General features: G+C 32.7%; 29 protein-coding genes. 14 read left to right on the forward strand and 15 right to left on the reverse strand.

Annotated features, from left to right (window positions below):
- Positions 1–144: 144 nt before the first annotated feature.
- Together CLU81_RS27170 and CLU81_RS21080 are read right to left on the reverse strand one after the other, a co-directional pair.
- The gene (locus tag CLU81_RS27170) at positions 145–813 is read right to left on the reverse strand and encodes a ZIP family metal transporter (protein ID WP_099711606.1); all 669 of its coding nucleotides are present in this window, start codon (positions 811–813) and stop codon (positions 145–147) included.
- Positions 814–898: 85 nt separating this feature from the next.
- Positions 899–1,663 (reverse strand): bifunctional 2-polyprenyl-6-hydroxyphenol methylase/3-demethylubiquinol 3-O-methyltransferase UbiG, encoded by a 765-nt coding sequence (locus CLU81_RS21080; RefSeq protein ID WP_099711607.1) that lies wholly within the window; start codon positions 1,661–1,663, stop codon positions 899–901.
- 132 nt (positions 1,664–1,795) lie between these two features.
- On the opposite strand from CLU81_RS21080, the gene CLU81_RS21085 reads away from it, so the two are divergent.
- The 3 genes from CLU81_RS21085 to CLU81_RS21095 all read left to right on the forward strand — a co-directional run bounded on the left by CLU81_RS21085 (position 1,796) and on the right by CLU81_RS21095 (position 4,061).
- Complete coding sequence (locus tag CLU81_RS21085; RefSeq protein WP_099711608.1) at positions 1,796–2,959, forward strand: class I SAM-dependent RNA methyltransferase; 1,164 nt, start codon at positions 1,796–1,798, stop codon at positions 2,957–2,959.
- A gap of 155 nt (positions 2,960–3,114) precedes the next feature.
- The gene (locus CLU81_RS21090) at positions 3,115–3,351 is read left to right on the forward strand and encodes a hypothetical protein (RefSeq protein WP_099711609.1); all 237 of its coding nucleotides are present in this window, start codon (positions 3,115–3,117) and stop codon (positions 3,349–3,351) included.
- Positions 3,352–3,455: 104 nt separating this feature from the next.
- Positions 3,456–4,061 (forward strand): aspartate/glutamate racemase family protein, encoded by a 606-nt coding sequence (locus CLU81_RS21095; RefSeq protein WP_233209744.1) that lies wholly within the window; start codon positions 3,456–3,458, stop codon positions 4,059–4,061.
- A gap of 78 nt (positions 4,062–4,139) precedes the next feature.
- Here CLU81_RS21095 and CLU81_RS21100 read toward each other — a convergent pair whose 3' ends face one another.
- From CLU81_RS21100 to rlmD, 3 genes are read right to left on the reverse strand one after another with little or no spacing between them, the layout of a single operon-like run.
- Positions 4,140–4,976, reverse strand: coding sequence for a DUF6048 family protein (locus tag CLU81_RS21100; protein WP_099711610.1), 837 nt, complete (start codon positions 4,974–4,976; stop codon positions 4,140–4,142).
- The gene (locus CLU81_RS21105; protein WP_099711611.1) at positions 4,948–5,514 is read right to left on the reverse strand and encodes a DUF6452 family protein; all 567 of its coding nucleotides are present in this window, start codon (positions 5,512–5,514) and stop codon (positions 4,948–4,950) included. The genes CLU81_RS21100 and CLU81_RS21105 overlap by 29 nt, the downstream gene beginning before the upstream one ends.
- Positions 5,515–5,527: 13 nt before the next feature.
- Complete coding sequence (rlmD, locus tag CLU81_RS21110) at positions 5,528–6,940, reverse strand: 23S rRNA (uracil(1939)-C(5))-methyltransferase RlmD (protein WP_099711612.1); 1,413 nt, start codon at positions 6,938–6,940, stop codon at positions 5,528–5,530.
- 100 nt (positions 6,941–7,040) lie between these two features.
- Between rlmD and CLU81_RS21115 the strand changes: the two genes are divergently transcribed.
- Entirely contained in the window at positions 7,041–8,150 is a 1,110-nt protein-coding gene (locus CLU81_RS21115; protein ID WP_233209745.1) for a sensor histidine kinase KdpD, read from the forward strand.
- Between the two features lie 26 nt (positions 8,151–8,176).
- Here the strand turns inward: CLU81_RS21115 and CLU81_RS21120 are convergent, their stop codons facing one another.
- From CLU81_RS21120 to epsC, 4 genes are all read right to left on the reverse strand, one after another.
- A complete protein-coding gene (locus tag CLU81_RS21120; protein WP_099711613.1) occupies positions 8,177–8,590 on the reverse strand; it encodes a hypothetical protein in 414 nt (137 codons plus the stop codon).
- Between the two features lie 178 nt (positions 8,591–8,768).
- Positions 8,769–9,755 (reverse strand): aldo/keto reductase, encoded by a 987-nt coding sequence (locus CLU81_RS21125; RefSeq protein WP_099711614.1) that lies wholly within the window; start codon positions 9,753–9,755, stop codon positions 8,769–8,771.
- 199 nt (positions 9,756–9,954) lie between these two features.
- On the reverse strand, positions 9,955–10,842 hold the full coding sequence (gene cysM / locus CLU81_RS21130) for a cysteine synthase CysM (protein ID WP_099711615.1): 888 nt from the start codon (positions 10,840–10,842) through the stop codon (positions 9,955–9,957).
- A gap of 2 nt (positions 10,843–10,844) precedes the next feature.
- Positions 10,845–11,636, reverse strand: coding sequence for a serine O-acetyltransferase EpsC (gene epsC / locus CLU81_RS21135; RefSeq protein WP_099711616.1), 792 nt, complete (start codon positions 11,634–11,636; stop codon positions 10,845–10,847).
- Between the two features lie 190 nt (positions 11,637–11,826).
- On the opposite strand from epsC, the gene CLU81_RS21140 reads away from it, so the two are divergent.
- Entirely contained in the window at positions 11,827–12,528 is a 702-nt protein-coding gene (locus CLU81_RS21140; RefSeq protein WP_099711617.1) for a DUF1003 domain-containing protein, read from the forward strand.
- Between the two features lie 27 nt (positions 12,529–12,555).
- On the opposite strand, the gene CLU81_RS21145 is transcribed toward CLU81_RS21140, so the two are convergent.
- A complete protein-coding gene (locus CLU81_RS21145) occupies positions 12,556–12,822 on the reverse strand; it encodes a DUF2752 domain-containing protein (protein WP_369804819.1) in 267 nt (88 codons plus the stop codon).
- Between the two features lie 124 nt (positions 12,823–12,946).
- Here CLU81_RS21145 and CLU81_RS21150 point away from each other — a divergent pair, with 124 nt between their 5' ends.
- Both CLU81_RS21150 and CLU81_RS21155 read left to right on the forward strand, forming a co-directional pair.
- Positions 12,947–13,132 (forward strand): hypothetical protein, encoded by a 186-nt coding sequence (locus tag CLU81_RS21150; protein WP_099711619.1) that lies wholly within the window; start codon positions 12,947–12,949, stop codon positions 13,130–13,132.
- The gene (locus CLU81_RS21155; RefSeq protein WP_099711620.1) at positions 13,122–13,673 is read left to right on the forward strand and encodes a Smr/MutS family protein; all 552 of its coding nucleotides are present in this window, start codon (positions 13,122–13,124) and stop codon (positions 13,671–13,673) included. Before CLU81_RS21150 ends, CLU81_RS21155 begins: the two co-directional genes overlap by 11 nt.
- A gap of 145 nt (positions 13,674–13,818) precedes the next feature.
- Here the strand turns inward: CLU81_RS21155 and CLU81_RS21160 are convergent, their stop codons facing one another.
- Positions 13,819–14,787 (reverse strand): hypothetical protein, encoded by a 969-nt coding sequence (locus tag CLU81_RS21160; RefSeq protein ID WP_099711621.1) that lies wholly within the window; start codon positions 14,785–14,787, stop codon positions 13,819–13,821.
- Between the two features lie 86 nt (positions 14,788–14,873).
- Between CLU81_RS21160 and CLU81_RS21165 the strand changes: the two genes are divergently transcribed.
- Positions 14,874–15,998 carry a cysteine desulfurase family protein gene (locus CLU81_RS21165; protein WP_099711622.1) on the forward strand — a complete coding sequence of 375 codons (1,125 nt, stop codon included), beginning with the start codon at positions 14,874–14,876 and terminating at the stop codon, positions 15,996–15,998.
- A gap of 55 nt (positions 15,999–16,053) precedes the next feature.
- Here CLU81_RS21165 and CLU81_RS21170 read toward each other — a convergent pair whose 3' ends face one another.
- Together CLU81_RS21170 and CLU81_RS21175 are read right to left on the reverse strand one after the other, a co-directional pair.
- Entirely contained in the window at positions 16,054–16,626 is a 573-nt protein-coding gene (locus CLU81_RS21170; protein WP_099711623.1) for an L-threonylcarbamoyladenylate synthase, read from the reverse strand.
- 41 nt (positions 16,627–16,667) lie between these two features.
- Entirely contained in the window at positions 16,668–17,744 is a 1,077-nt protein-coding gene (locus CLU81_RS21175) for a DegT/DnrJ/EryC1/StrS aminotransferase family protein (protein WP_099711624.1), read from the reverse strand.
- A gap of 255 nt (positions 17,745–17,999) precedes the next feature.
- Here CLU81_RS21175 and CLU81_RS21180 point away from each other — a divergent pair, with 255 nt between their 5' ends.
- The 6 genes from CLU81_RS21180 to CLU81_RS21205 are packed head-to-tail and all read left to right on the forward strand — an operon-like array spanning position 18,000 to position 22,757.
- A complete protein-coding gene (locus tag CLU81_RS21180) occupies positions 18,000–18,230 on the forward strand; it encodes a phosphopantetheine-binding protein (protein WP_099711625.1) in 231 nt (76 codons plus the stop codon).
- A 4-nt stretch (positions 18,231–18,234) separates the two neighbouring features.
- Positions 18,235–19,287: a 3-oxoacyl-ACP synthase III family protein gene (locus tag CLU81_RS21185; protein WP_099711626.1), complete on the forward strand. Its 1,053-nt coding sequence runs from the start codon at positions 18,235–18,237 to the stop codon at positions 19,285–19,287.
- 2 nt (positions 19,288–19,289) lie between these two features.
- Positions 19,290–20,027, forward strand: a complete 738-nt coding sequence (locus CLU81_RS21190) for an SDR family NAD(P)-dependent oxidoreductase (RefSeq protein WP_099711627.1) — start codon at positions 19,290–19,292, stop codon at positions 20,025–20,027.
- 6 nt (positions 20,028–20,033) lie between these two features.
- A complete protein-coding gene (locus tag CLU81_RS21195; RefSeq protein ID WP_099711628.1) occupies positions 20,034–21,122 on the forward strand; it encodes an aromatic ring-hydroxylating dioxygenase subunit alpha in 1,089 nt (362 codons plus the stop codon).
- Positions 21,112–22,122, forward strand: coding sequence for a 3-oxoacyl-ACP synthase III family protein (locus tag CLU81_RS21200; RefSeq protein WP_099711629.1), 1,011 nt, complete (start codon positions 21,112–21,114; stop codon positions 22,120–22,122). Before CLU81_RS21195 ends, CLU81_RS21200 begins: the two co-directional genes overlap by 11 nt.
- A complete protein-coding gene (locus CLU81_RS21205; RefSeq protein ID WP_099711630.1) occupies positions 22,122–22,757 on the forward strand; it encodes a sialic acid O-acetyltransferase in 636 nt (211 codons plus the stop codon). The genes CLU81_RS21200 and CLU81_RS21205 overlap by 1 nt, the downstream gene beginning before the upstream one ends.
- A gap of 71 nt (positions 22,758–22,828) precedes the next feature.
- Here the strand turns inward: CLU81_RS21205 and CLU81_RS21210 are convergent, their stop codons facing one another.
- Positions 22,829–23,647 (reverse strand): glycosyltransferase, encoded by an 819-nt coding sequence (locus tag CLU81_RS21210; protein WP_099711631.1) that lies wholly within the window; start codon positions 23,645–23,647, stop codon positions 22,829–22,831.
- A gap of 10 nt (positions 23,648–23,657) precedes the next feature.
- Positions 23,658–24,629: a hypothetical protein gene (locus CLU81_RS21215; RefSeq protein WP_144444535.1), complete on the reverse strand. Its 972-nt coding sequence runs from the start codon at positions 24,627–24,629 to the stop codon at positions 23,658–23,660.
- Positions 24,630–24,632 lie beyond the last annotated feature (3 nt).

The raw sequence follows: 24,632 nt of genomic DNA on the forward strand, positions 1-24,632 counted from the left end.
TCTTCACAAGAAACTAACACAAAGTATTTTCCTGAATTGTCGAGCTACTTGCGAAGATTTCTCGTTCCTCGAAATGACAAGTTTGTGGGGATGATTACGAAGAATGGATTAATTCGTTTAAACTTACAGAAAGTCACGCCCAACTTATAATAAGAATGCCAATAAAATTCCAAGAACTATCATTGAAACTTTGGCAATATTGAATTTATGTCCTTCGCTGCTTTCGAAAATAATTGTTGATGAAATATGGAATAAAATTCCAATTACGATCGCCGTTATTTGGGTATAATATTCGTTTAGAAAAGGTAAATATTCGGAAGCAATTGTACCTAAAGGCGTCATGATTGCAAATGTAAGCATGAAAATAAAAATGGCTTTTTTATCCAGATTTGCATTTATGAAAAAAGTGGTTAGAATCACGGCGATTGGCAAGTGATGAATCGCAATTCCTACTGCTAAATCGTGGTGATGACTAACGGGAAAACCTTCTAAAAAGGCGTGAATACACAAGCTGATAAAAAGCAACCATGGAATTTGAGACATTTGCGCATGTCCGTGAACGTGTCCATGTTCGGCTCCTTTTGAGAAAAATTCTAATATGATCTGGAACAAAATTCCGACCATAATAAATAAGCCAATATTGTGATTGTGTGATTCGTAAACTTCCGGCAATAAATGCATTACGGTTAACGATAGTAAAAATGAACCGCTAAATGCTAATAATAATTTTAGATTGGTTTTGTTTTTAGGTTTTAAAAACAAAGCCACAATATATCCTAAAAGTACAGAAATTAAGGGTAATAAATAACTCATTTTTTATTGTTTAATCGTTTTTTAATTGTTTAATCGTTGATTTGTTTAATCGGTTAAACGGTTAAACAATTTAACGATTTACCAGTTACTTAAAAATCATGATTAATCGTTCGCTTTCTAATTTGTGAAACTTTTTTAGTTTGTAGTCTCCAAAAATATCGAGCAGAAAAATACCGGCTTCGGCCATTAATTCTTCAAAGTCTTTTAATGTCAGGGCTTTTACTTTTTCGGTAAAATGATAAGTTTGGCCTTGATCTTCAAAGTCTATTTCTTTAAAAATATGCCCATCTTCAACATATCTTTTAATTTTAAAATCGATTCCTTCTACGGTTTTTACTTCTTCAGGCACTAAAGTTTCGATTACCTGATTTACATTCATGAAATCAATTACGGCAAAACCATATTCAGACAAGCTTTCTTTGATTGCTTTTAAGGTTGTTAAGTTGTCATCGTCACTTTCGAAATATCCGAAACTGGTAAACAAATTAAAAATAGCATCAAATTTTTCTTCGAATGGCTCGCGCATATCGTGCACTTTAAAATGCAGGGTTTCGTTACTGTTTTTACTGGCTTCGGCGATACTGTTTTCAGACAAATCAGCGCCTAAAACGTTAAAACCTAATTGGTTTAAGTAAATCGAATGACGCCCTTTTCCGCAAGCTAAGTCAAGTACTTTTGCTTTTTCGGGAAGGTTTAGATAATGCGTAAGATTATCCATAAAAATCTGCGCTTCTCTGTAATTTCGGTCTTTATAAAGAATGTGATAATACGGAGTATCAAACCATGATGTGAACCAGTTTTGAGTGTTACGCTCCTGATTTGGTGTTGATGAGTTTGGTGCTTCAGACATTTATTCTATTTCAATTAATTCAAAGTACCGCAAATTTAGTGTATTTTTGCCGAAAAATAACTATTTCGTGACGATACCTGAATAATCAGATGTGTGTTTGCGATCGGAGTTTTTTTTAATACAAAAATAAAGATGGAAGAAAATTTTAGAATGATTGCCAAATGTTTTTTTGGTTTTGAAGAAATATTAGAGAAGGAATTAAGAGATCTTGGCGCTCAGGATGTCGAAAAAGGAGTGAGAATGGTGAGCTTTAAAGGTGATAAAGGCTTTATGTACAAAGCCAATTTGTCTTTGCGTACCGCTCTTAAAGTTTTAAAACCTATTTACTCGTTCAGAGCTAATAATGAACAAGCATTATACAAAGGAATTTCCGGCGTTAACTGGTCTAAATTATTAAACGCAAACCAGACTTTTGTAATTCATGCGACGGTACATTCGACTTATTTTAATCACTCAGAATTTGTTTCTCAAAAATGTAAAGATGCGATTGTAGATCAATTTAGAGAAAGAACTGGACAACGTCCAAGTATTGATAAAGCGTTTCCGGATTTGCGAATCAACATTCATATTGACAAAGATCAGGTTTCGGTTGCATTAGATACTTCAGGAAATTCATTGCACCAACGTGGTTACAGAACTGCAACGAATATTGCGCCAATTAACGAAGTTTTGGCTGCAGGAATCTTATTATTATCGGGTTGGGAAGGACAAAGTCACTTTTTGGATCCAATGTGTGGTTCGGGAACTTTCCTTGCAGAAGCTGCGATGATTGCTTGTAATATTCCGGCAAATATCAACAGAAAAGAATTTGCATTCGAAAAATGGAAAGATTGGGATAATGATTTATTCGATCAGATTGTAAACAGTTTGATGAAAAAAACAAAGGAATTCCACTATACTATAAAAGGTTTTGATAAAGCGCCAAGTGCTGTAAATAAAGCCAAAGACAATATCAGAAATGCCAATTTGGAGGATTATGTTACGATTTCTGAAAACAACTTTTTCGACACTGAAAAAGAAGTAGAAGGAAAGTTACATATGGTTTTTAATCCGCCTTATGATGAGCGTTTGGATATTCATATGGAAGAATTCTACAAAAATATTGGCGATACTTTAAAGAAAAGTTACCCGGGAACAAACGCTTGGTTTATTACCGCAAATCTTGAAGCCTTGAAATTTGTGGGACTAAAACCATCAAGAAAAATCAAACTTTTTAACGCAAGCCTTGAAGCACGTTTGGTAAAATACGAAATGTACGAAGGTAGTAAGAGAACGAAATTTCAGATCTCAGAATAGGTACAAAGGTTCAGAGTTTCTAAGATGCTAAGGTGCTAAGTTTTAAAATTAGTACGTGAAGTTTATAATAAACAATTTAAGGTTCAGTAAAAATAAGTTTCTAAATAAAATCTCAGGAACTTAGATTCTCAGAACCTTAGTAACTCAAAAAGAAAATGTCAAAACTACAAGTAAGAGCTTTTTTATACCAATTAGGATGTTTCGCAATTTTGTTTATTGCAGGAAGATTCGTGGTTGCATCATATACTCAATTAACAGGTCTTTGGATTCCGGTGACGGCATTTATAGTGGCGACATTGATTTCGCCTAAATTCCAGGCGGTAAGAACCAAAGATGGCGAGAAATTGTTTATGAAATGGATTTTTATAAAAGGAATTAGAGAAATTGGATAACTAAAAATGATTTTTGTATGAAGATAATTGGACTTATAGGCGGAATTAGCTGGGTTTCTACAGCAGATTATTACAAACTTATAAATTAAGGTGTCAACGAGAAAATGGGAGGACTTAACTTCTCAGAATGTTTGATTTATTCATTCAATTATGCCGATATCAAGAAGAATAATGATGCCAATGATTGGGATCGTACTTTTGAAATGCTTTTTAAAGGTTGCCAATTCTTAAAATCGGGTGGAGCGGAAGCAATTGTTTTATGCGCCAATACAATGCATCTTATTGCTGATAAATTGGAAGCTGCAATTGATTTACCCGTTATTCATATTGCAACAGAAACTGCTATTGAAATCGAGAAGCAAAAACTTAAAAAAGTAGCGTTATTGGGAACTAAGTTTACAATGGAACTTGATTTTTTTAAAAACAAACTAATCAATAAAGGCATTGAAGCAATTATTCCGGAAAATAGTGACGATAGAGATTTTGTACACACTGCAATCTTCGAAGAATTAGGAAAAGGTATTGTTACTGATGAAACTAAAAAACGTATTCTTAAGATTTCAAATGAATTGATAGAAAATGGAGCAGAAGGAATTATTCTGGGTTGTACAGAACTTCCTTTGGTTATAAAACCTGAAGACGTTTCAGTTCCAATTTTTGATACTACTTTAATACATTCAAATGCTGCAATAGCTTTTCAATTGTCTTAAGAAAATCAATATATAGATATAAAAAAAGAGTCCCAAATTCAAAATTTGGGACTCTTTTTATTTTAGAAGAAAACCTAATTATTTCTTTTTAGGAATTTCTTTTACAGTTTCTGGTACAATTACTTTTTTCTTGTATAAAGGAATAAAATAAGAAACAGTATAGTTGAATCCTACTCCAAAACTTCCGTCATAAGTTCTGTTGAAACCAGGAATATAAAGATTGTCAAAACCACTTGGTTTATTGTTCATAACTAAAAGTTTTAGTTGAACTCCAAAACCAACAAATACATTGTTAAACACTTTTGCTTTTATTCCTAATGCCACTTCCAGCCATCCAGCTGTTAAACCATTAAATTTTTCACCAGAAACAATTGAGGGTTGTTGTCCCCAATACGGATTTGGATTGTAGATTTTGTAACTATTTAATTGTTGACTAAAACTACTAAATCCTCCACGTAAACCTATTGTAATCAGGTTTTCCATGTCAAGCCAGTTTTGATACGTATTGTAGTCAAAACCTCCTTTTATATAAGTTCCCGTTGCTGTTGAGTTTAATCTGTCGTCATCAGTGGTTTTATCTTCAAAACCAAGTTCAGCCGCTAAATAGTATTTTTTCGTCAAGCGAAAATCTCCCACAAATTCAACACCTTTATAATCTTTGTCATAAAAACCGCGGGTCAATTTATATAAATCAACACCTACGCGCAAACCATAACGATCTGTTTTTGGAATACTATCGGTTTTAGTTTCCTGAATTGCCGGTTTTACTGGTTTTGCAGGTTCTGTTTTTGGTTTTAGTTTTGGCTTTTCCTGAACAATTTCTTTGGTTGCTGTAGCAGGCGTTTCTTGGGCCTGAACCAAAAACATTGAAAGCAAAAGGCAAAAACTAAAAGTATATTTTAATGTGTGTCTCATTTTCAGATTCAATGTTATATTGTTCTACATTAATTACTCTCATCCAGGCTCCGTCTGTTCCGGGATTTAGTAGAAAAGGTTGTGATGGAGGTGCCGTAACAAAAGGATTTAATGTAAAAGTTGTTTTAAAACCACATGCTCTTGATACATATACATCTTTGTGCGTATAGTCAAATCTTATTACATCTGTATTTGTCAAAGTAGGATCTGTACTTGCAGCATTATAAATAAAACTATAAGTAGTAGTATTTTCATTTGTCTGTAACGGAATCGAAATTGAAGTACCATTTGCATAATACTTCGTGTCAGTCGTGCTAGTTGGATTAAACACAATTCCGGTAGGCAAATCTTTTCCTTCCTTATCTTTTCCAACTACTTTTAAATTAACTACTTTTCTAGCTAAATTTGCATCAGAATTATCATAAAATGATATTACCAATCGTGGAGTAGTGGGTGTATCAGGATCACAAATATCATCTTTCTCACAGCTTGATAAGCCAAAAGTAAAGAGTAATAAAAAAGCGACTATTTTTTTCATTTATAGTTTTTTGTTATCTAAGTTCTAAAAGTACAACATTTTCAACATGATGCGTTTGCGGAAACATATCAACCGGTCTCACTCGTGTTACCTTGTATTTCTCATCCATTAAAGCTAAATCACGTGCTTGTGTTGCAGAGTTACAACTTACATAAACTACTTTTTTAGGAGCAATTTTCAAGATTTGATCAATAACGTCTTTATGCATACCGTCTCTTGGCGGATCTGTAATAATAACGTCTGGTTTGCCGTGTTGAGCGATAAAACTTTCGTTAAATACTACTTTCATATCCCCTACAAAAAACTCACAATTTGTTATATTATTGCGTTCGGCATTTGCTTTAGCATCCAGAATTGCTTCAGGAACACTTTCTACACCAATTACTTTTTTTGCTTTTTTAGAAACGAATTGCGCAATAGTTCCGGTTCCGGTATATAAATCATAAACAGTTTCGTTGCCTGAAAGTCCTGCAAAATCACGTGTTATTTTGTATAATTCATACGCTTGATCAGAGTTGGTTTGGTAAAAAGACTTAGCATTGATGCTGAATTTTAAACCTTCCATTTCTTCCAGAATATAATCTCTACCTTTATATAGTTTGATATCCTGATCGTAGATTGTATCGTTTTGTTTTGCATTTACAACATATTGTAATGAAGTAATTTGGGGAAATTTCTCGTAAATATGATCTAAAACCAACTCGCGGTTCTTTTTGTCATTTTCGAAAAACTGAATCAAAACCATAATTTCGCCAGTTGAAGCTGTACGAATCATCAAAGTTCTCAATAATCCTGAATGTTCTCTAGGATTAAAGAAAGCCAAATTATGCTCGTTTGCAAAAGCTCTGATTTCGTTTCTGATTGCGTTTGAAGGATCTTCCTGTAAATGACATTTGTTGATGTCCAGAATTTTATCCCACATTTTAGGAATGTGAAATCCTAATGCATTTCTGTTTCCTAAATCTTCTGTGCTTTCAATTTCTTTTTCGGTTAACCAACGGCTGTTAGAAAACGAAAATTCCATTTTGTTTCTATAGAAAAATTGTTTTTCCGAACCTAAAATAGTTTCAAATTCAGGAAGTTCAACCTTTCCTATACGCTGCAAATGGTTTTTTACTTCATTTTGTTTGTAATACAACTGTTGGCTGTATTTCATATTTTGCCATTTACATCCTCCACAAACTCCAAAATGATCGCATATTGGTTCAATACGGTGTTCTGAAAATTCGTGAAATTTTACGGCTTTGCCTTCATAATAGGCTTTTCTTTTTTTGAAAGTTTGTACGTCAACTACATCACCCGGAACAACATTCGGAATAAAGATTACTTTACCGTCAGGAGCCTTAGCTACTGATACTCCTTTTGCTCCAGCATCAAGAACTTGAATTTGATGAAAGACAACTTTGTCTGTATTTTTTCTTCCCATAGCGCAAAAATAAGGGTTTGTAAACTTTTATAAATTTAAATTTCAAAATATTTTATCAAATTCTTCAAATTACTAGTTTTATCAAGTTTAAAAACTAACTTTGTTTACAGCAATAACCCCAAATGCTACATTGTTAACTTATAGTATTGTTATTATTTTTATGAAGTTGTATCATAATCTTTCACAAATTGGCTTTCTAAGAAAAAGTTATGTGTTTAAATTCCTATTTGTTGCTTTTATAGGTATACATATTCCCTTGATTGGCATTTTGTTCTTTGTGATTTTTTCAAACCATACTATTTCTCCACTTTCCATTTTAATTTTTGCTTTAATAATGACTTTATTGGCGACTTTAGTGACGCTTTTAGTTTTAAATCAGTTAATTAAGCCAATTGTTTTAGCTTCAAAATCTTTAGACGATTATAGAAATAACAGACAATTATCTGTCTTGCCAACAGAATATTCAGATGAAGCCGGATTGTTGATGTGTAATATTCAGGAATCAATCTATGAATCTGAAAGTTTTATAAACGAAAAACAAGATTTGATTTATATGCTTTCTCATGATTTAAAGAACTTTGCCGGAAATCCTCAAGGTTTGGCGCAATTAATTTTGAGCGAAGAACCATCAGATTCTATTAAACATCTGGCAGAATTAATTTGTGAGTCTACAAATTTACAATTCCGATACATCGAAAACTTTATAAAACTTCTAAAAGAACAAGATCAGATCGTGAAAGTAAATCATGATCCAAAGAATATTGTATTCCCTAATATTTTGCCTTTTATAAACGAACAGCTTGAGCAGCGTTTACTTGATAAAAATATTAAATTAAGTTTAAGCTTAGAATTAACCGAAGCAAGACTTAAAATTGACGAAGGTTTATTGGTTCAGGTTTTAGTGAATTTAATAAGCAATGCAATTAAGTTCTCTTATTTTGACAGTGAGATAAAAGTGAGAATGTATATCCAAAATTCAAATTTGATTATAACAGTTGCCGATAAAGGAATTGGTTTTGATAAAACTCAGATTGATGAATTGTTTAAGAAATTCACAAAAATGAGCCGATTAGGAACTGCAAATGAATTATCTACAGGAATTGGATTGTATTTATGCAAAAAAATAATCGAAAGAAATAAAGGTAAATTAAGCGCCACAAGCGAAGGAAAAAACAAGGGCGCTGAATTTAAAATTGAATTTGAGTTGTAGTTTAGGTATAAATTTTATTGATGTTTTTAATTGAAAACTATGTTATCAAATGATAATACCGGTTTTTCATTGACACATTTTACACCTGTAGGCGGTGTTGTTCCGGCACAATAATCAACAAAAATTCCCCATTTTGTATAGATTTTGCCTTTTGTTTCATTGTATTCTTCAATTTTATTTTGAAGAGTTGCTGCACTTACTTTCTTAGAATACAAAATATATCCTCCATTTCCAGAACAGCCAGCAGCATCAATTTTTATAAATCCCCATTCCTCAGGATTATTACAGACTTGTGAATTGACTTGTGTAAATTGAATGATTTCGTTACGCATGTTATCAAGCATGTCCAGATCTTCTTTTTGTGTGTTTTCTTTATCATCGCTGCTGCAAGATCCAAGTGTGAGACAAATTGCAAATAATATAAAACTTAATTTTTTCATGGTTAGTGAATTTTATGGTTAGTTTTATTTATCAGATGATGTAAATTGCAAAAGGTTGCGTTATGAATTACAAAAGGTGCTGAGATTTTTTTAAACTACTAAGGCGCTAAGATATGTTTCTTGTCAGATAGAAACTTTGTGTCTTATTCAGTATCTCAGAACCTTAGTATCTTAGAGCTTACCATAGGTGATGCACAGAAGGTTTTATATATTCTTCGTAAATGGCATTCATGGCTGCGATTTTCTCAGGAGTTAATTTTGGTAAATCATAAAGAGATAAATTCGATAAAACGTGACTTTCTTTTGAAGCGCCGGGAATAATACAACTGATATCTTGAAAACTCAAAATCCACTGAAGCGCGATTGGAGCAAGATTTGTTGTTTCCGGAAATAATGCTTTTAGTTTTTCTACAGCTTTTAAGCCTAATTCATAATCAATACCAGAAAAAGTCTCGCCTTTATCAAAAGCGTCACCATTTCTATTGAAATTTCGGTGATCTTGAGCGTCAAAAGTGGTTTTTATATCAAATTTACCCGTTAAAAGTCCGCTTGCTAAAGGAACTCTCGCAATGATTCCAATATCTTTTTTTCTGGCTTCAGAGAAAAATAATTGAGAAGGGCGCTGACGGAATAAATTGAAAATAATCTGAACCGTTGTTACATTCGAATATTCAATTGCTTTTAAAGCTTCTTCAACTTTCTCAACACTTACGCCAAGATTCTGGATTTTGCCTTGTTCTTTTAATCGGTCAAATAGTTCGAAAATCTCAGGACGATAAAAAACTTCAGTAGGAGGACAGTGCAACTGAATCAAATCCAGGGTTTCTAATTTCATTCGTTTCAAACTGTCTTCAACGAATTTCTGAAGTACTTTTGGCTGATAACCTTCACTAACATGTGGGTTAATGTGTCGGCCACATTTTGTAGCAACATAAATACGTTCAGATCGCGAACGAACAACTCTTCCAACGGCAGTTTCGCTTAATCCATTTTCGTAAACATCGGCAGTATCGATAAAATTCACACCATTGTCAATTGCGGTATTCAAAAGTTCGTCTGCGGTTTTATTGTCAAACGCAGATCCCCATTTTCCGCCAACTTGCCAGGTTCCAAGTGAGATTTCAGATATATTGAAGTTTGTTTTTCCTAGTTTTCTGTAGAGCATTTTTTTCTTTTAAAGGTTCAAAGGTTTAAAAAAGGTTCAGAGGTGCAAAGGTTTTTCTCGTGGAGGCGCACAGCAGTGCATCTTTTTTAGGTTCAGAGTTGTAAAGTTGCAAAGGTTTCTCATAGAGGCGCACAGCAGTACGTCTTTTTTATAGTAACAGCCTTTGAACCTTTGGATCTCTGAACCTTTGTCCCTTCCTCTAGTCAAATAAATCCGAAGATAAATAACGATCACCGCGATCGCAGATAACGGCAACGATAACACCGGATTCTAATTGTTCGGCAATTTTAAGAGCTACTGCTACTGAACCACCGCTGCTCATTCCTGCAAAAACACCTTCTTCGAGCGCTAATCTTTTAGTCATCTCTCTGGCGTCATCTTCGCTTACATCGATAACGGTATCAACTTTTGAAGCATCAAAAATTTTAGGTAAATATTCTTGTGGCCATTTGCGGATTCCAGGAATTTGAGATCCGTCACTTGGTTGCGCACCAATGATTTGAATAGCAGGATTTTTTTCTTTTAAATAAGTCGAAGTTCCAATGATTGTTCCTGTAGTTCCCATTGCCGAAACAAAGTGGGTAACCGTTCCGTCAGTGTCATTCCAGATTTCAGGGCCAGTGGTTTTATAATGTGCTTTCCAGTTGTCATCATTTGCAAACTGATTTAGCATCAAATAACCGCCTTCTGCAACTTTTTTGTCGGCATAATCCCTTGAACCAATAATTCCTTCGCTAGCAGGCGTTAAAATTACTGTAGCGCCATAAGCACGCATTGTTTGGGTACGCTCTTTTGTCGAATCTTCCGGAAGAACCAATTCTATTTCTATTTGAAACAATTGTGCAATCATTGCCAGAGCAATTCCGGTGTTACCACTTGTAGCTTCAATTAGTTTATCTCCTTTTTTAATATCGCCTCTTTCAAGTGCCGAAGCGATCATGTTGTATGCAGCTCTGTCTTTTACGCTTCCGCCAGGATTATTTCCTTCAAGCTTCAGTAAAAGTTTTACGTTTTTATTTTTAACCAAATTGACAGTTTCCATCAATGGAGTATTTCCAATTAGGTTAAGCAATTTCTGTGGACCCATTTTTATTTCTTTTCTTTTATTTTAACTTCAGTTGTAGTAGTATTCAGAACGACAGAATCTTCGGGAATTGATTTGGTAATCCAGGCGTTTCCTCCAACAATGCTGTTTTTTCCAATAATGGTTTCGCCGCCCAAAATCGTTGCATTGGCATAAATGCAAACATTCGCTTCTACCGTTGGATGTCTTTTGGCATTTTTCATTTCTTTGCTTACGCTTAATGCGCCCAAAGTTACACCTTGATAAATTTTGACATGTTTTTTAATCACGCTCGTTTCGCCAATAACGATTCCGGTTGCGTGATCGATAAAAAATGGTGAAGCAATTTTGGCGCCTGCATGAATATCAGTTCCGGTAATTCTATGCGCATATTCGCTCATTAATCTCGAGAATAGTAATAAATCCAGATTATAAAGTTCATGGCTTAATCTGTAAATTGCAATGGCGTAAAAACCGGGATATGCCAAATAAACTTCGTCGATACTGTTTGATGCAGGATCATTTTCCAGAATATAAGCAGCATCTTCATTTAGTTTTTCTAAGACAATTGGTAATTTTTCCAGAAAGCGATCCCAAATAGATTCGCATAAGTTTTCCGGTTTTTTGCAAGCGAGAACAGCAATCTCTTTAAAACGAATTTCGAGTTCGTCGATGCTTTCATCTAAAGCTGCATTCGAATCAAAAAGGGTATAGAAAAGTTTCTCTGTAAAATCTTCTGTTTTGGTTTTGATCCCGTAATTTATGTTTGAATGGCTTTTTAGAGCTTTTATATTTTGTATGATACTGTCTTTAGTCACAATTGTAAAATTGAGTGGATAATTTAAAACGTTAAAAGTAAGGTGTTTTTTGTAAATAAGGGCACGAATTAACTAAAGAAATTTTGCATAGTAAATTCAATTTGTGATAAAAAAAAGAATAATAAAAGCGATTATTTTATATGATTCTTAAGAAGTTAAATGCGTAAATTAGCCAGTAAAATTTATAAAAATGAAAAATAATTCAACTTTTAAGAGCGCTATTTCTAATCTTGAATTTCCGGAAAGTGAGAAAATTTATGGAAAATCGATACACGATCCTATTTTAGGATTAATTATAAAAGATCATCCTTCTTTTTGCGACGATGATTGTATTGGAGTTAAAGAATTAAATGAATATCGTCAGCAATATGTTTCGGGTTATTTGTCTACCGAAATCGGAGCACTTTCGGATCTTGAAAAAAGTGTTATTGCCTCTTTAAAAGAAGATAAATCAATCGTAAGTATTGTAGAAGACGAACAGGAAGCCAGAAGTTTTGGTCAAAGAATAGCGGATCAGGTGGCAGATTTTGGCGGAAGCTGGACGTTTATTATTTCGTTTTTGCTTTTTATAATTGTTTGGATTGGTGCCAATGTTTATATTTTGGTGAATAAAGGTTTTGATCCATATCCGTTTATTTTGCTGAATTTAATTTTGTCTTGTATTGCAGCTTTGCAAGCTCCGGTAATTATGATGAGTCAAAATCGTCAGGAAGAAAAAGACAGAAACAGAGCCAAAAAAGATTATATGATTAACCTGAAATCTGAATTAGAAATTAGAATGATTCATGATAAAATTGATCACATGATTATGCATCAGCAACAAGAATTAATCGAAATTCAGAAAGTGCAAATCGAAATGATGAATGATATTCTGAACCAAATAAAGAAATAGTTTCAGTCAATTTTGATTCGAAAAAAGTTAAAGATAAAAGTGTTTGTAGTAATATCCTCCAAGCATAAAAACGAGATTTACGAGTGCCATATTCCAAACCAATTTTTTGTAATTTCTTGATTTGTCTAAAAAATATAAAGCTACAAAAGCAAAAAATAAAAGGGTAGTAAAGACAGCCGGATACATCTTGAAAGCGGCCAAAAACTCACCTTGAAAAAGTAAGAATAATGCGCGCTGAAAACCACATCCTAAACACTCGAAACCAAAGAGTGTTTTGAATAAGCAAGGGATCATATATTTTTCTAAATGCAAGTCGATTATTTTTTACAATTTTACAAAAAAAATATTTGATAACATTTCAAAAGGAGCGAACTGCTATTTTAAAGTTTTATACTTTTGAACCCTTATACTTTAAAATATGAAAGCGATTAAAATTATAATAATGATTCTTGCTATTTCGGTTGCATTATACGAGCAGGTTTCACCCGAAAAAAATATCTATATCACGGTAATTGCAATTGCAGTTTTCATGTTTGGAATGATGCAGTTGAGCGCAAAAACACCGAGTAAAAATCAAGAAAAAGAGGAGAACGATGTTGACTAAAGGAGATAAGGTTTCGGTTTTGGACGAAGCTATAAACGGAACGGTGATTTCGGTTAAAAACAATGAAGTTTTGATCGAAACTGAGGATGGATTTATGATGACATTTTTTGTCAACGAATTGCTTAAAATTCAGGATTCCAGTAATTTAATGAATTCTATTAAAAGGATTAATTTAGAAGAGATTACAAAAGAGAAAACAGAGCAAAAAGCAAGGAGTTTTGTAAAAGAAAAGAAAGATAAACGCGAAATTGCGGCTCCGGAATTTGATTTGCATATCGAAAAACTGGTTCCAAATAAACGCGGAATGTCTAATTATGATATTCTGACTTTGCAGACTGAAACTGCCAAAAGACACATTGAGTTTGCGATTAGAAATCGCATTCCTAAAATTGTTTTTATTCACGGTGTTGGCGAAGGAATTTTGAAAGCCGAACTTGATTTTTTATTAGGTCGTTACGACGGAATAGATTTTCAGGATGCTAATTATCAAAAATATGGTTTGGGTGCAACCGAAGTTTATTTTAGACAAAACAACAAATAAAACTGCTTTTTTGATCTAAAGCATTTCATTTTAAAACATAAAAAAACGTCTGTTTTTCTTTCTGATTTTATATGTAAATCAGCTTAGAAAAACAGACGTTTTTTTGTAAGAATTAAACAGGTTTTGAAATAGTGTTTTTTAAAGCCTAATTCTTCGATTTAGTTACAGTTCCTAAAACAAAATTATTACCTAATTTGAAACTGCTATTTCCTTTTACTAGTGTAACATTTCTTAGTGTAATTGTATGCATAACGATATTGTTTGTTACTTGCGTAGCAACTTCAACTGTACCATTAGTGCCGTTCCATGTTTCTTTTATGGCAGGGTTTGTTGGAGTCGCAACCCCTTTACAGAAATAATCTTTATTTAAAGCAACACCCGTAAGTGTACGATAAACGACATTGTTTTCCGTTGATGTAATATCTCGTATTCTTGGTTTATCTGCAGGCGTTGCTTCATTTAGAAACAAAGTAGGATCAAAGTTTTGAACCATAATGTAAAATGCAGCGTTAAAATTGTAAACTTGTTTTTGCTCCGGACATTCTCCTGCTTCCTCTGGTTTAGCAAAAGTTATAGGAGTTGGTGTTATTGTAATTTTATAATCACCAAAAACATAATCTTCCTCAACTTGTGGTCCCGTAGGTTTTAAAAAGGTTATATTTTTAAAGATAATACTGTGATTATAACCCGTAACTCTTGTGCTGCCATCAACTTCGCTTGGAGCTGAAGTAATTTGTGTAGTGGTAATTTCTATTTTTCCCTGAGTTCCCACCCATTCTTCTATAACATTTGGTGTTTTAGGAGGAATAATTCCGCAAATGTTTGGTACCCCAACTTTGCCATCATATGCTCTGTAAACAACACGATATTGACTTTCATTGTCTATGTTGTAAATTACTGGTTTTCCTGCTGGTGTTGGGTCATTTATAAGACTGCTTGGAGGTAATTGTAGTAACAATGACTCTCTGTCTTTAAGTTTATAAAGTAAAGTGTTTGTTGTGTCACAGGTTGTTGAGGCAACAGTATCAAAATCTATAGAATCAACTGTTAAATTGCCATCATCGCAACCATTTAAAAGTAGCGCAAATAAAAGAAGGCATGCATATTTTTTCATCGTAAATTTATTTGGGTCAAAAATAGTGAAAAATTTGGCAATTGATATTTAAGATTTCACAATTGATATTTCTTAACTTTGCAGTAATGAAAAAAGTATATCTCGACAACGCCTCTACGACCGCTATGCGCCCTGAAGTTATTCAGGAAATGACTAAAGTTATGACAGAAGATTTTGGAAATCCGTCTTCTACACATAGCTTTGGACGCAATGGAAAAACTGTTTTAGAACTTTCAAGAAAAAGTATTGCCAAGCATTTAAATTGTTCTGCACAGGAAATTATTTTTACTTCGGGAGGAACCGAAGCGGATAACTGGATACTTCGCTCTGCGGTTGAAGATCTTAAGGTAGAGAGAATCATTACTACAAAAATTGAACATCACGCGGTATTGTATGCAACTTTGGCATTACAATCTGATTACAATATTCAGGTTGATTATGTCAAAATTAACCCTGACGGAAGTATCGATTTGACTCATTTGTCTAATTTATTGTCAGATGAAAAAAAGACGATTGTTAGTTTAATGCATGTAAATAACGAAACCGGAACTATTTTAGATTTAGATAGAGTTGCTGTTATTTGCAAGCAATATAATGCTTTGTTTCACTCTGATACGGTGCAATCTGTAGGGAAAACAGAAATCGATTTGCAAAAGACTTCTGTAGACTTTATTGTGGCAAGTGCGCATAAATTTCACGGTCCAAAAGGAGTTGGTTTTGCTTTTGTTCGAAAAAATTCTGGTTTGCAGCCTTTAATTTTTGGAGGAGAGCAGGAAAAAGGACTTCGCGCAGGAACCGAAGCTGTGCATCAAATTGCCGGAATGGCAAAAGCATTGTCGCTATCGTATGAAAATTTAGATAGCGAGAGAAAATACATTACAGACTTAAAAATGTATCTGATTGAGCAATTAGAAATTCATTTTCCTGGTTTTAGAATCAACGGAAAAAAAGACGATTTCTATAATATCATCAATATAATTCTTCCGTTTTCTTCCGATAAAACTTCTATGCTTTTGTTTAGTCTGGATATGAAAGGAATTGCAGTTTCAAGAGGAAGCGCCTGTCAATCCGGAAGTATAAAACCATCGCATGTATTGAAAGAAATGTTATCGGAGACTGATTTAAAATTACCAAATCTCCGAATTTCATTTAGTCATTATAACACAAAAGAGGATATCGATTGGTTGATTGAGAGTCTTAAAAGTGTTTAAAGTTTCAGGTTTCAGGTTTCAAGGAGAACGTGAAACGTGAAACCTGAAACAAAAATTACTTTCTAATAACTTTAACCTGTGAATCGTTTGTTAATTTGATAATTGTCGATGGTTTTCCTCCAATTCTATCCTGATTTAGTTTTACTACGTAATCAACACCTTTTATGATTTCGGGATTAATATCTTTGAAAGCAATTGGTGTAGGTTGTCCTGAAATATTAGCCGAAGTTGAAACTAAAGGTTTTTTCATTCGCTCTAATAATTTAAAGCAAAATGGTTCTTTTACAATACGAACAGCAAGAGAATTATCTGCAGCGATAATGTTTTTGGCTACATTTCTTGGTTCGTCTAAAATTAAAGTCGTTGGTTTTTCAGATAAATCTAAAATTTGCCATGCAACTTCAGGAATGTTTTTGAAAACATTATACATCATTTTTTCCCCGTTCATTAATACAATCATGCTTTGAGTTTCGGCACGTTGTTTCAATTTGTATATTTTGGCAACAGCTTCTGGATTTGTAGCGTCACAGCCAATTCCCCAAACGGTATCAGTAGGATACAGAATGATTCCGCCTTCTTTAATGACTTCGTAAGCGTTATGGATTTCAGTATTTATATCTTGATTCATATGTTTAGAAATATTTGATTAATAACAGAATGAGTTTGATATTATGCTGTTAGCGTATTTATAATTTGAGTTATTTTTTCCAGTGTTTCTTTTGAAAGACCTACATAAAGAGGTAAACAGACTATTCGTGATGCAATAGATTCTGATATTGGCATTTCAGCTCCTTTTACATAGTCGATCGTATTTAAGGAAGGATAAAAGTAACGTCTTGGCAGAATGTTTTCTTTTAATAAAGCCTCCTGAACTTTTAATAAAGTAGCTTCTGAGTTAAAAATTAAAGGATAATAGCTGTAATTCCACTCCGTATTTTCTCTTATTTTTATAGTGCTTACCGTTTTAAAGTTTAAATTTTCACTATAAAAATCAACTACTTTTTTTCTTTCTGTAATAATATGATTCATATAAGGAAAAACTGCAAGACCCATTGCTGATTGAAGCTCAGAAATTTTAGCGTTAATTCCTAATCCATGAAATTCCAAAGGTCCGTTATGTCCAAAATTATGACTGTAAAACAATTGATGATAAATATCGTCATTGTTGCAAAACATTGCACCACCTTCTCCGGTGTGAAATAATTTTGTTGCGTGAAAACTACAGGTGCTGACATCTCCAAAATTAAATACAGACTTGTTGTTGTATTTAACGCCAAAAGAATGTGCGGCATCATAAATCACTTTTAGATTGTATTTTTTAGCAATACTTTCAATAGCTTCAATGTGACATGGATTTCCAAAAACGTGAGTTGCTAATATTGCCGTTGTTTTTGGCGTTATTGCACTTTCAATTTTGGTTTCATCAATAGTTAGATATTCTGAATTAATATCGACAAAAACAGGTGTGCAATTTTCCCACACAATTGCAGCCGAAGTAGCCACATAAGAAAAAGGAGTTGTGATAATTTCTCCGCCTTTACCAAATAGCTTTAAGGCAATTTGAATAGGAATTGTACCGTTATTAGTAATTATAAGGTGAGAAACATCAAGATGTTTTTTTAGCTTATCTTCTAATTCTATTGTAAGTTCGCCACGATTTGTGAGCCAAGCTTTGTCCCAAGCACGTTTTAGAAAAGAATTGTATTCTTCTTGTGGAGGTAAAAAAGTTTTGGTAACGGGAATCATTTAATTATTGATTAGTGAGTTTAATTTCCTTTAAGGGTAAACTATTGTTATATTTGTGGGGTAAAAATAGGAAAAGAAACCTGAATTTTTGCCATAAGACGGCATTATAACAGTATATGCAATAAGATTAATATCTGAGATGTTTGAATGACAACATTTTAAGTTTTGTTTTCTTATCTGTCTAATGAATATTTTCTATTTGACCTTTTGTAAAAATTAATAAAATAATAAACTCAAAATAAAATTAAGAATACTATGGAAATCAACACTTTTTTGCGAAATTTTGCAGATATTTTAGATGATACAGATGCCGCATTAATTAAACAAGAAACTGTTTTTAGAGATTTGGAAGAATGGGATTCATTAACAGCATTATCATTAATTGCTATGGCTGATGAAGAATACTCGGTAAAATTAACGGGAGATGATATTAAATCTTCTACTTCAATAAATGATATCTTCGAAATAATTAAAAATAAAGGATAATTAAATGGCTACTTTTTCAGTAAAGGATATTGCAATAAAAGGTATTTCGTGTTGTGTTCCAAAAGATGTGGAGCGCAACATTGATTTAGATATACTGACGCAGGAAGAAATTCAAAAATTTATTGAAGTAACCGGAGTTGAAGAACGACGCATTGCAACAAAAGAGATTTGTACTTCTGATTTATGCTGTGAAGCTGCTGAAAAATTAATCAAAGATTTAAACTGGCAAAAAGAAGAAATCGAAATTTTAGTTTTTGTGTCACAAACAGGTGATTATATTTTACCTGTTTCGGCAGCGATACTTCAGGAGAGATTAGGTTTGGCAACAAGCTGTATTGCTTTTGATGTGCCTTTGGGCTGTTCCGGTTATGTTTATGGCTTGTCGATTTTGACAAGCATGATGAAAACAACCGGAATTAAAAAAGGATTATTACTTGCCGGAGATACAATCAGTAAAATTATTTCGAAAACAGATAAAAGTACTTTACCTCTTTTTGGAGATGCGGGATCTGCAACAGCATTGGAATTTTCTGAGGGTGCAGAATTTTCATTTGATTTAGGTTCAGATGGATCGGGATATAAAACGATTATTGTTCCTGACGGAGGTTCAAGAAATAGAATCAATAATGACTCTTTACAAATTCAAACAATAGAAAAAGGAATTGAGAGAACTTCATGCGATCTGGTTTTAGATGGGATGGATGTTTTTAGTTTTGGAATAACACAAGGACCTAAAACAGTCAATAAGTTAATTACTGAATTTGAAATTGATAAAGATCAAATTGATTATTTTGTTTTTCATCAGGCAAATATGATGATGAATAAAATGATTGCGAAAAAACTGAAACTTCCTGCAGAGAAAGTACCTTATTCTCTGAAAAATTTCGGAAATACTTCTTCAGCTACAATTCCGCTAACAATTGTTTCGGAGTTAAAAGAAGCCATTTTAAACAAAACATCAAATATAGTTATGTGCGGTTTTGGTGTTGGATTATCATGGGGAACAATGTTAGCAAAAGATTGCAAGATTGAATCATTAGAATTAATTGAATTGTAAATATGATTACATTAAAGGATAAAAATATTTTAGTTACCGGTGCCTCATCAGGAATAGGAAGGCAAATTGCTATAACAGCTTCTGAATTGGGAGCAAAACTTACAATTATCGGAAGAAATGTCGAGAAACTAGAAGAAACATTGACCTTACTAAATGGTGATGGTCATAAAATACAAGTTGTAGATCTTTCTGATTCGGCTAATCTTACAACATTAATTAGTGAAAGTTTGCCTTATGACGGTGTTGTTTTTAATGCTGGTGTGGTCGAATATTTACCGGTTAAATTCTTGAACGAAAGTAAAATAAATTCGGTTTTTGCTACAAATTTTGACAGTAATGTGGTCTTAAGTCAGAAATTGATAAAAAGTAAATTACTAAAAAAGGGAGGATCTCTTGTTTTTGTTTCCTCAATTTCTTCAAAATTAGGTGTTCCGGGAACTGCAATGTACACTGCATCAAAAGCGGCTTTAAGTGCTTTTTCAAAAGTTTTGGCTTCTGAATTAGCTTCTCAGGGAATACGCTCTAATAGTGTAAGTCCGGGAATTATAAAAACGGCAATGACAGATAAGGCCAGTGATGTGGTTTCTGATGAAGAATTAAAAAAAGCAGAATCAGAATATCCGTTAGGATACGGTGAACCATCAGATGTTGCGGGATTAATCATGTATTTATTAAGTGATATTAGTAAATGGATGACGGGTTCGGATTTAATTATTGACGGAGGATTTACATTGAAATAAAAAAATATGAATTCAAATATACCAGCTATTCATTATCATGACAACGACATTTTTACTCAGGAAAATGATATGTTGTTTAGTAAGGTTTGGCATTTTGTGGGATTTAGATCTGATTTTGAAAATGACAACGATTTTGTTACTGCAAAAATTGCGGATACACCAATTGTTATTCAAAATGTAAGAGGAACCATTAAAGCTTTTTTGAATGTTTGCTCACATAGATTTTCTATAATTCAACAAGAAAAATCAGGTAACAGACCTTTAATGTGTCCTTATCATGGCTGGGCGTACGATAAAGAAGGAATTCCGAGTGGTATTCCTAAAAAACCATTATTCAAGAAGTTTACAAAAGAAGAGCTTTGCGAAATGAAACTGAAAGAATTTCAAGTTTCATTTTGTGGTAATTTATGTTTTGTGACTTTAAACAAAAACATTGAACCTCTGGAGGATTTTATAGGCATTTTTTATAATGAATTAAAAGAAATGTCTTTGGCTTTAGGAGATAGAATTGATGTTAATTCGATGGAAATTACAGCAAACTGGAAGGTAATTGTCGAAAATACTTTAGAAAGTTATCACGTTGGTTTGATTCACGCAGAAACACTAGCTAAGTTAGAACCTTCAGGATTAGATTTTGAATTTGATGAGAATAATTCAAGCTGGACTAGTGATTTAAATATTGTAAAAGATAAAGGAGGATATAAAAAAATTAATAATTATTTTTCGCCTAGAGAATATGATATTGAAGGATATAAACACATTTTGATTTTTCCTAATTTATTGATATCAAGCACGCACGGTATATCGTTTAATTATTCTGTAATCGAACCAATTACCTCAGATGTTTCAAGATTTACAAGTCATGTTTTTACCACAAAAACAGAGAACCCTAATGAAAAATCAATTGTAATTAAAGCTTTTGAGGAATCATTGATTAATTTTAACCGACAAGTATTTGATGAAGACAAAGCAGTTTGTCAGTTGGTTCAGCAAGGTGTAAGACATACTAATTTGTCCGGGAAACTTTCTGACGAAGAAGAGCGTGTACATCATTTTCAAAAAACGTATTTAAAATTTTTACAGCATGAAAGCTAATATTAAAGCTATTTCGTATTATTTGCCTGAAGAAATTTTATCTAATGATTTGATAAATCAGGAATTTCCAGAATGGGACATTGAAAAAATTAGTTCTAAAACGGGAATTAATTCAAGACATATAAGTGCCAAAGATGAGTTTTCATCTGATATGGCGGTAAAAGCAGCCGAAAAATTATTCAAGGAACATAATATTGACAGATCAGAAATTGATTTTCTATTGTTTTGTACCCAAAGTCCCGATTATTTTTTGCCAACAACGGCTTGTATTATTCAGGAAAAATTGGGTTTAAATACAACAATTGGAGCTTTAGATTATAATTTAGGATGTTCTGGTTTTGTTTACGGATTAAGCTTGGCAAAAGGTTTAATTGCTGGTGAAATGGCGAAAAACATTTTACTGATTACATCTGAAACGTATTCAAAATTTATACATCCAAAAGATAAAAGTAATAAAACCATTTTTGGAGATGCAGCCGCTGCAACTTTAATATCCAGCGAGAAAGGTTTTTGTTCTATTGGTAATTTTGTTTTTGGAACGGATGGAAAAGGTGCCGAAAACTTAATCGTAAAACAAGGCGGAATGCGTTTTCCGGTTTTAAACGATAATGAAGATATAAGTGATGAGTTTGGAAATGTTCGAAACGATAAAAATTTGTTTATGAACGGAACTGAAATTTTTAATTTTACAGGAGAATTTGTTCCAAAACTTGTTCAGGGAATGTTAGAAAAGGCAAATCTGAGCCAGGATAATATCGATTTATTTGTTTTTCATCAAGCCAATAAATACATGCTGAATCATCTTAGAAAAAAAATAAAAATCCCGGAAGATAAGTTTTATATCAGTATGGCTCACTGTGGGAATACTGTTTCGTCTACAATACCAATTGCTTTGTATGATGCTTTGAAAGAAGGAAAATTAGAAAATTGCAAAAATATAATATTGGCTGGATTTGGAGTTGGATATTCATGGGGAGCTTGTAATTTAAATATCGACTAATGAAAAACTTAATAATAATAGGAGCAAGAGGTTATGGACGTGAGGTTTATAATTTAGCGTTGCAGTGTGAAGGTTATCAAAAAGACTATATTGTAAAAGGTTTTTTAGATGACAAAAAAGATGCGTTAGAGGGTTTTGAGAATTATCCGGAAATTATTGGTAACGTTGAAGACTATGAAATTCAGGAAAATGATATCTTTTGTTGCGCACTTGGAAGTGTAAAATGGAAAAAACATTACGTTGAATTAATTGAGAGCAAAGAAGGGAAGTTTATTAATTTAGTACATCCAACCGTAATTATTCATTCAAATGTAAAATTAGGTATTGGTCTAATTGCTTTTATGTATTCTAATATTAGTAATGATTGTACGTTAGGTGATTTTGTAACCATTCAGGGGTTTGTAGCTATTGGACACGACTCTAAAATAGGCAAGTGGTGTCATATAAATGCATATAGTTTTACGGGCGGATATGCAATATTAGAGGATGAAGTGTGCCTTAATACCAGATCAACCGTTTTGCCTAATATAATTGTTAGAAAAGGGGCGACTGTTGGAGCTGCAAGTTTAGTAATAAAAAATGTAAAAGAAAATACTACTGTTTTTGGAGTTCCTGCTAAAGTATTAAATTTCTAAAACTTAGATATAATAAAAAAAAGAAGCCTATTATCATTAAAATAATAGGCTTCTTTTTTTGTGGAATAATTTTATCGGTAAAAGAAACTTTTTAGCTTGAATAGTTTTTTCTCGAAAAAGGACATGTCTTTTGATTGAATCTTTTGGATCTGACGATTAATTATTTTTTGAATATCATCATCAAAAAAAGTTTTTAAAGTATTTAGAAAATTAATGATAATAGCTCGTTGTTCTTTATCTTTTTTCGAAGACCAATACGAAGCATCATGTATTCTATAAACTGCCAATACCTTGTCGATATATTTAATTTTTCCGTGTTGCGCATTTAACATGTGCAGGAAATAATCTCCAATTGGAGCTTCTGTAAAATATTTTGGAAATTCCTTAATAAGATGATTTCTATATAAAACGCTCGGCGTGTGTATAAAATTATTTTGGGCAAGTTCTTTAATAGTGGAAACTTCTGGAATCTTCTTTTTTCGATTATCTTCCTTCATTCCGCTACTTGTCAATAAACCTACATTGCTAAAGCAAATACTAAAATCAGGATTGTTTTCTAAGAAATCAGCCTGAATTTGTAGTTTATTGTCATCGCACCAATAATCATCACCTTCGCATAAAGCAATATATTTTCCGGTAGCATTACTAAGTGCAGAAACAAAATTAGGCATCATACCAAGATTAGTTTCATGGTTGATATATTTTGCTTTATGTGCATTTGGGTTTTGCGCAAGAGTTTCTCTTATAACCAGATCTGTATCATCTGTAGATTTATCATTTGAAATAATAAGTTCAAATTCAAAATCAGTAACCTGCGATAAAATGCTCTCAATCGCTTGTTTTATATATAAAGAGTGATTATAAGTAATCATTACAACGCTTACAAACATAGTGCTTAAATTAATTTTTATTAAAAAGTTGTTTTACATCTTCAATCATTCTGCTTTTCTCATTCATGACAAATGTTCTGAAAGAGGATAATTCTTCAAAAACTTCTTCATAATTATTCATTACATGATTAATAAGCTCAGTTACTTTTTCGGTTTGTATCTCATCAGCATGTAATTTATATCTTTCAGGGATTCCCAGATCTTCTTTAAATGCAGATGTTCCGTCACGACCGGTTAATAAGCAAACACCTGAGATTAATGCTTCTCTCGGGATTTTATCTCTCCCTGGGAAGTAACCAAAATCTAAATGCAATTTAGTTTTTCGTAAAGTATCTCTCATTTCTTCTCTTGTCATTCCGCTTAACGGTATCCAATTGTATTGAGGAAGAAGATCCATGTATTTTTCTATCTTATCCAATCCTTTTTTAGGATTATAAGTGATAATATTTTCTTTTGGGAAATTGTTTTGTTCCGGTAAATTTTCAAAGAAAAGTTCCGTTACATAATCACACAAATAAGCAATATCATTGTCTAGTTTTTTGGTCTGTAAAAACTCTTTTGTTCTTTGAGATTGATACCAATGTGTAACAGTTTTGTTGGGTTCAAATCGATATTCTGTATGTTTATAAGGGACAAATATTTGTCGAATCCAATTTTTTTTCTTTTCACGGCTGTTCATTAAAACCTCGTAAAAATCAAGACTTAACCACCAAACTTTTTTCTGTGCCAAAGGATATTTAGCAATAAGGTTTGTCATTGATTCAGGTATAATTATTATATCTTCGGCACTATCCTTTATTTTCATAACGTAAGGAACATTATAATTTTTGTAAAAAGGATGTACAGGATCTTTTTTATACTTAGAATATAGCATTTTAGCATTATATCCAAGTGAATTTAAGATGTAACCTAGTTGATGTAGTGCTTCCGGACCTCCAGTCGCTTTCTTAGGTGGACAAACGATGTATATATTTTGAGCCATTAT

The sequence above is a fragment of the Flavobacterium sp. 9 genome (assembly GCF_002754195.1).
Lineage (GTDB): Bacteria > Bacteroidota > Bacteroidia > Flavobacteriales > Flavobacteriaceae > Flavobacterium.

Coding starts and splice junctions, on each gene's coding strand:
- CLU81_RS27170 (WP_099711606.1), bottom strand. CDS start 813: ATGAGTTATTTATTACCCTTAATTTCTGTACTTTTAGGATATATTGTG.
- CLU81_RS21080 (WP_099711607.1), bottom strand. CDS start 1,663: ATGTCTGAAGCACCAAACTCATCAACACCAAATCAGGAGCGTAACACT.
- CLU81_RS21085 (WP_099711608.1), top strand. CDS start 1,796: ATGGAAGAAAATTTTAGAATGATTGCCAAATGTTTTTTTGGTTTTGAA.
- CLU81_RS21090 (WP_099711609.1), top strand. CDS start 3,115: ATGTCAAAACTACAAGTAAGAGCTTTTTTATACCAATTAGGATGTTTC.
- CLU81_RS21095 (WP_233209744.1), top strand. CDS start 3,456: ATGGGAGGACTTAACTTCTCAGAATGTTTGATTTATTCATTCAATTAT.
- CLU81_RS21100 (WP_099711610.1), bottom strand. CDS start 4,976: ATGAGACACACATTAAAATATACTTTTAGTTTTTGCCTTTTGCTTTCA.
- CLU81_RS21105 (WP_099711611.1), bottom strand. CDS start 5,514: ATGAAAAAAATAGTCGCTTTTTTATTACTCTTTACTTTTGGCTTATCA.
- rlmD (WP_099711612.1), bottom strand. CDS start 6,940: ATGGGAAGAAAAAATACAGACAAAGTTGTCTTTCATCAAATTCAAGTT.
- CLU81_RS21120 (WP_099711613.1), bottom strand. CDS start 8,590: ATGAAAAAATTAAGTTTTATATTATTTGCAATTTGTCTCACACTTGGA.
- CLU81_RS21125 (WP_099711614.1), bottom strand. CDS start 9,755: ATGCTCTACAGAAAACTAGGAAAAACAAACTTCAATATATCTGAAATC.
- cysM (WP_099711615.1), bottom strand. CDS start 10,842: ATGGGTCCACAGAAATTGCTTAACCTAATTGGAAATACTCCATTGATG.
- CLU81_RS21140 (WP_099711617.1), top strand. CDS start 11,827: ATGAAAAATAATTCAACTTTTAAGAGCGCTATTTCTAATCTTGAATTT.
- CLU81_RS21145 (WP_369804819.1), bottom strand. CDS start 12,822: ATGATCCCTTGCTTATTCAAAACACTCTTTGGTTTCGAGTGTTTAGGA.
- CLU81_RS21150 (WP_099711619.1), top strand. CDS start 12,947: ATGAAAGCGATTAAAATTATAATAATGATTCTTGCTATTTCGGTTGCA.
- CLU81_RS21155 (WP_099711620.1), top strand. CDS start 13,122: ATGTTGACTAAAGGAGATAAGGTTTCGGTTTTGGACGAAGCTATAAAC.
- CLU81_RS21160 (WP_099711621.1), bottom strand. CDS start 14,787: ATGAAAAAATATGCATGCCTTCTTTTATTTGCGCTACTTTTAAATGGT.
- CLU81_RS21165 (WP_099711622.1), top strand. CDS start 14,874: ATGAAAAAAGTATATCTCGACAACGCCTCTACGACCGCTATGCGCCCT.
- CLU81_RS21170 (WP_099711623.1), bottom strand. CDS start 16,626: ATGAATCAAGATATAAATACTGAAATCCATAACGCTTACGAAGTCATT.
- CLU81_RS21175 (WP_099711624.1), bottom strand. CDS start 17,744: ATGATTCCCGTTACCAAAACTTTTTTACCTCCACAAGAAGAATACAAT.
- CLU81_RS21180 (WP_099711625.1), top strand. CDS start 18,000: ATGGAAATCAACACTTTTTTGCGAAATTTTGCAGATATTTTAGATGAT.
- CLU81_RS21185 (WP_099711626.1), top strand. CDS start 18,235: ATGGCTACTTTTTCAGTAAAGGATATTGCAATAAAAGGTATTTCGTGT.
- CLU81_RS21190 (WP_099711627.1), top strand. CDS start 19,290: ATGATTACATTAAAGGATAAAAATATTTTAGTTACCGGTGCCTCATCA.
- CLU81_RS21195 (WP_099711628.1), top strand. CDS start 20,034: ATGAATTCAAATATACCAGCTATTCATTATCATGACAACGACATTTTT.
- CLU81_RS21200 (WP_099711629.1), top strand. CDS start 21,112: ATGAAAGCTAATATTAAAGCTATTTCGTATTATTTGCCTGAAGAAATT.
- CLU81_RS21205 (WP_099711630.1), top strand. CDS start 22,122: ATGAAAAACTTAATAATAATAGGAGCAAGAGGTTATGGACGTGAGGTT.
- CLU81_RS21210 (WP_099711631.1), bottom strand. CDS start 23,647: ATGTTTGTAAGCGTTGTAATGATTACTTATAATCACTCTTTATATATA.
- CLU81_RS21215 (WP_144444535.1), bottom strand. CDS start 24,629: ATGGCTCAAAATATATACATCGTTTGTCCACCTAAGAAAGCGACTGGA.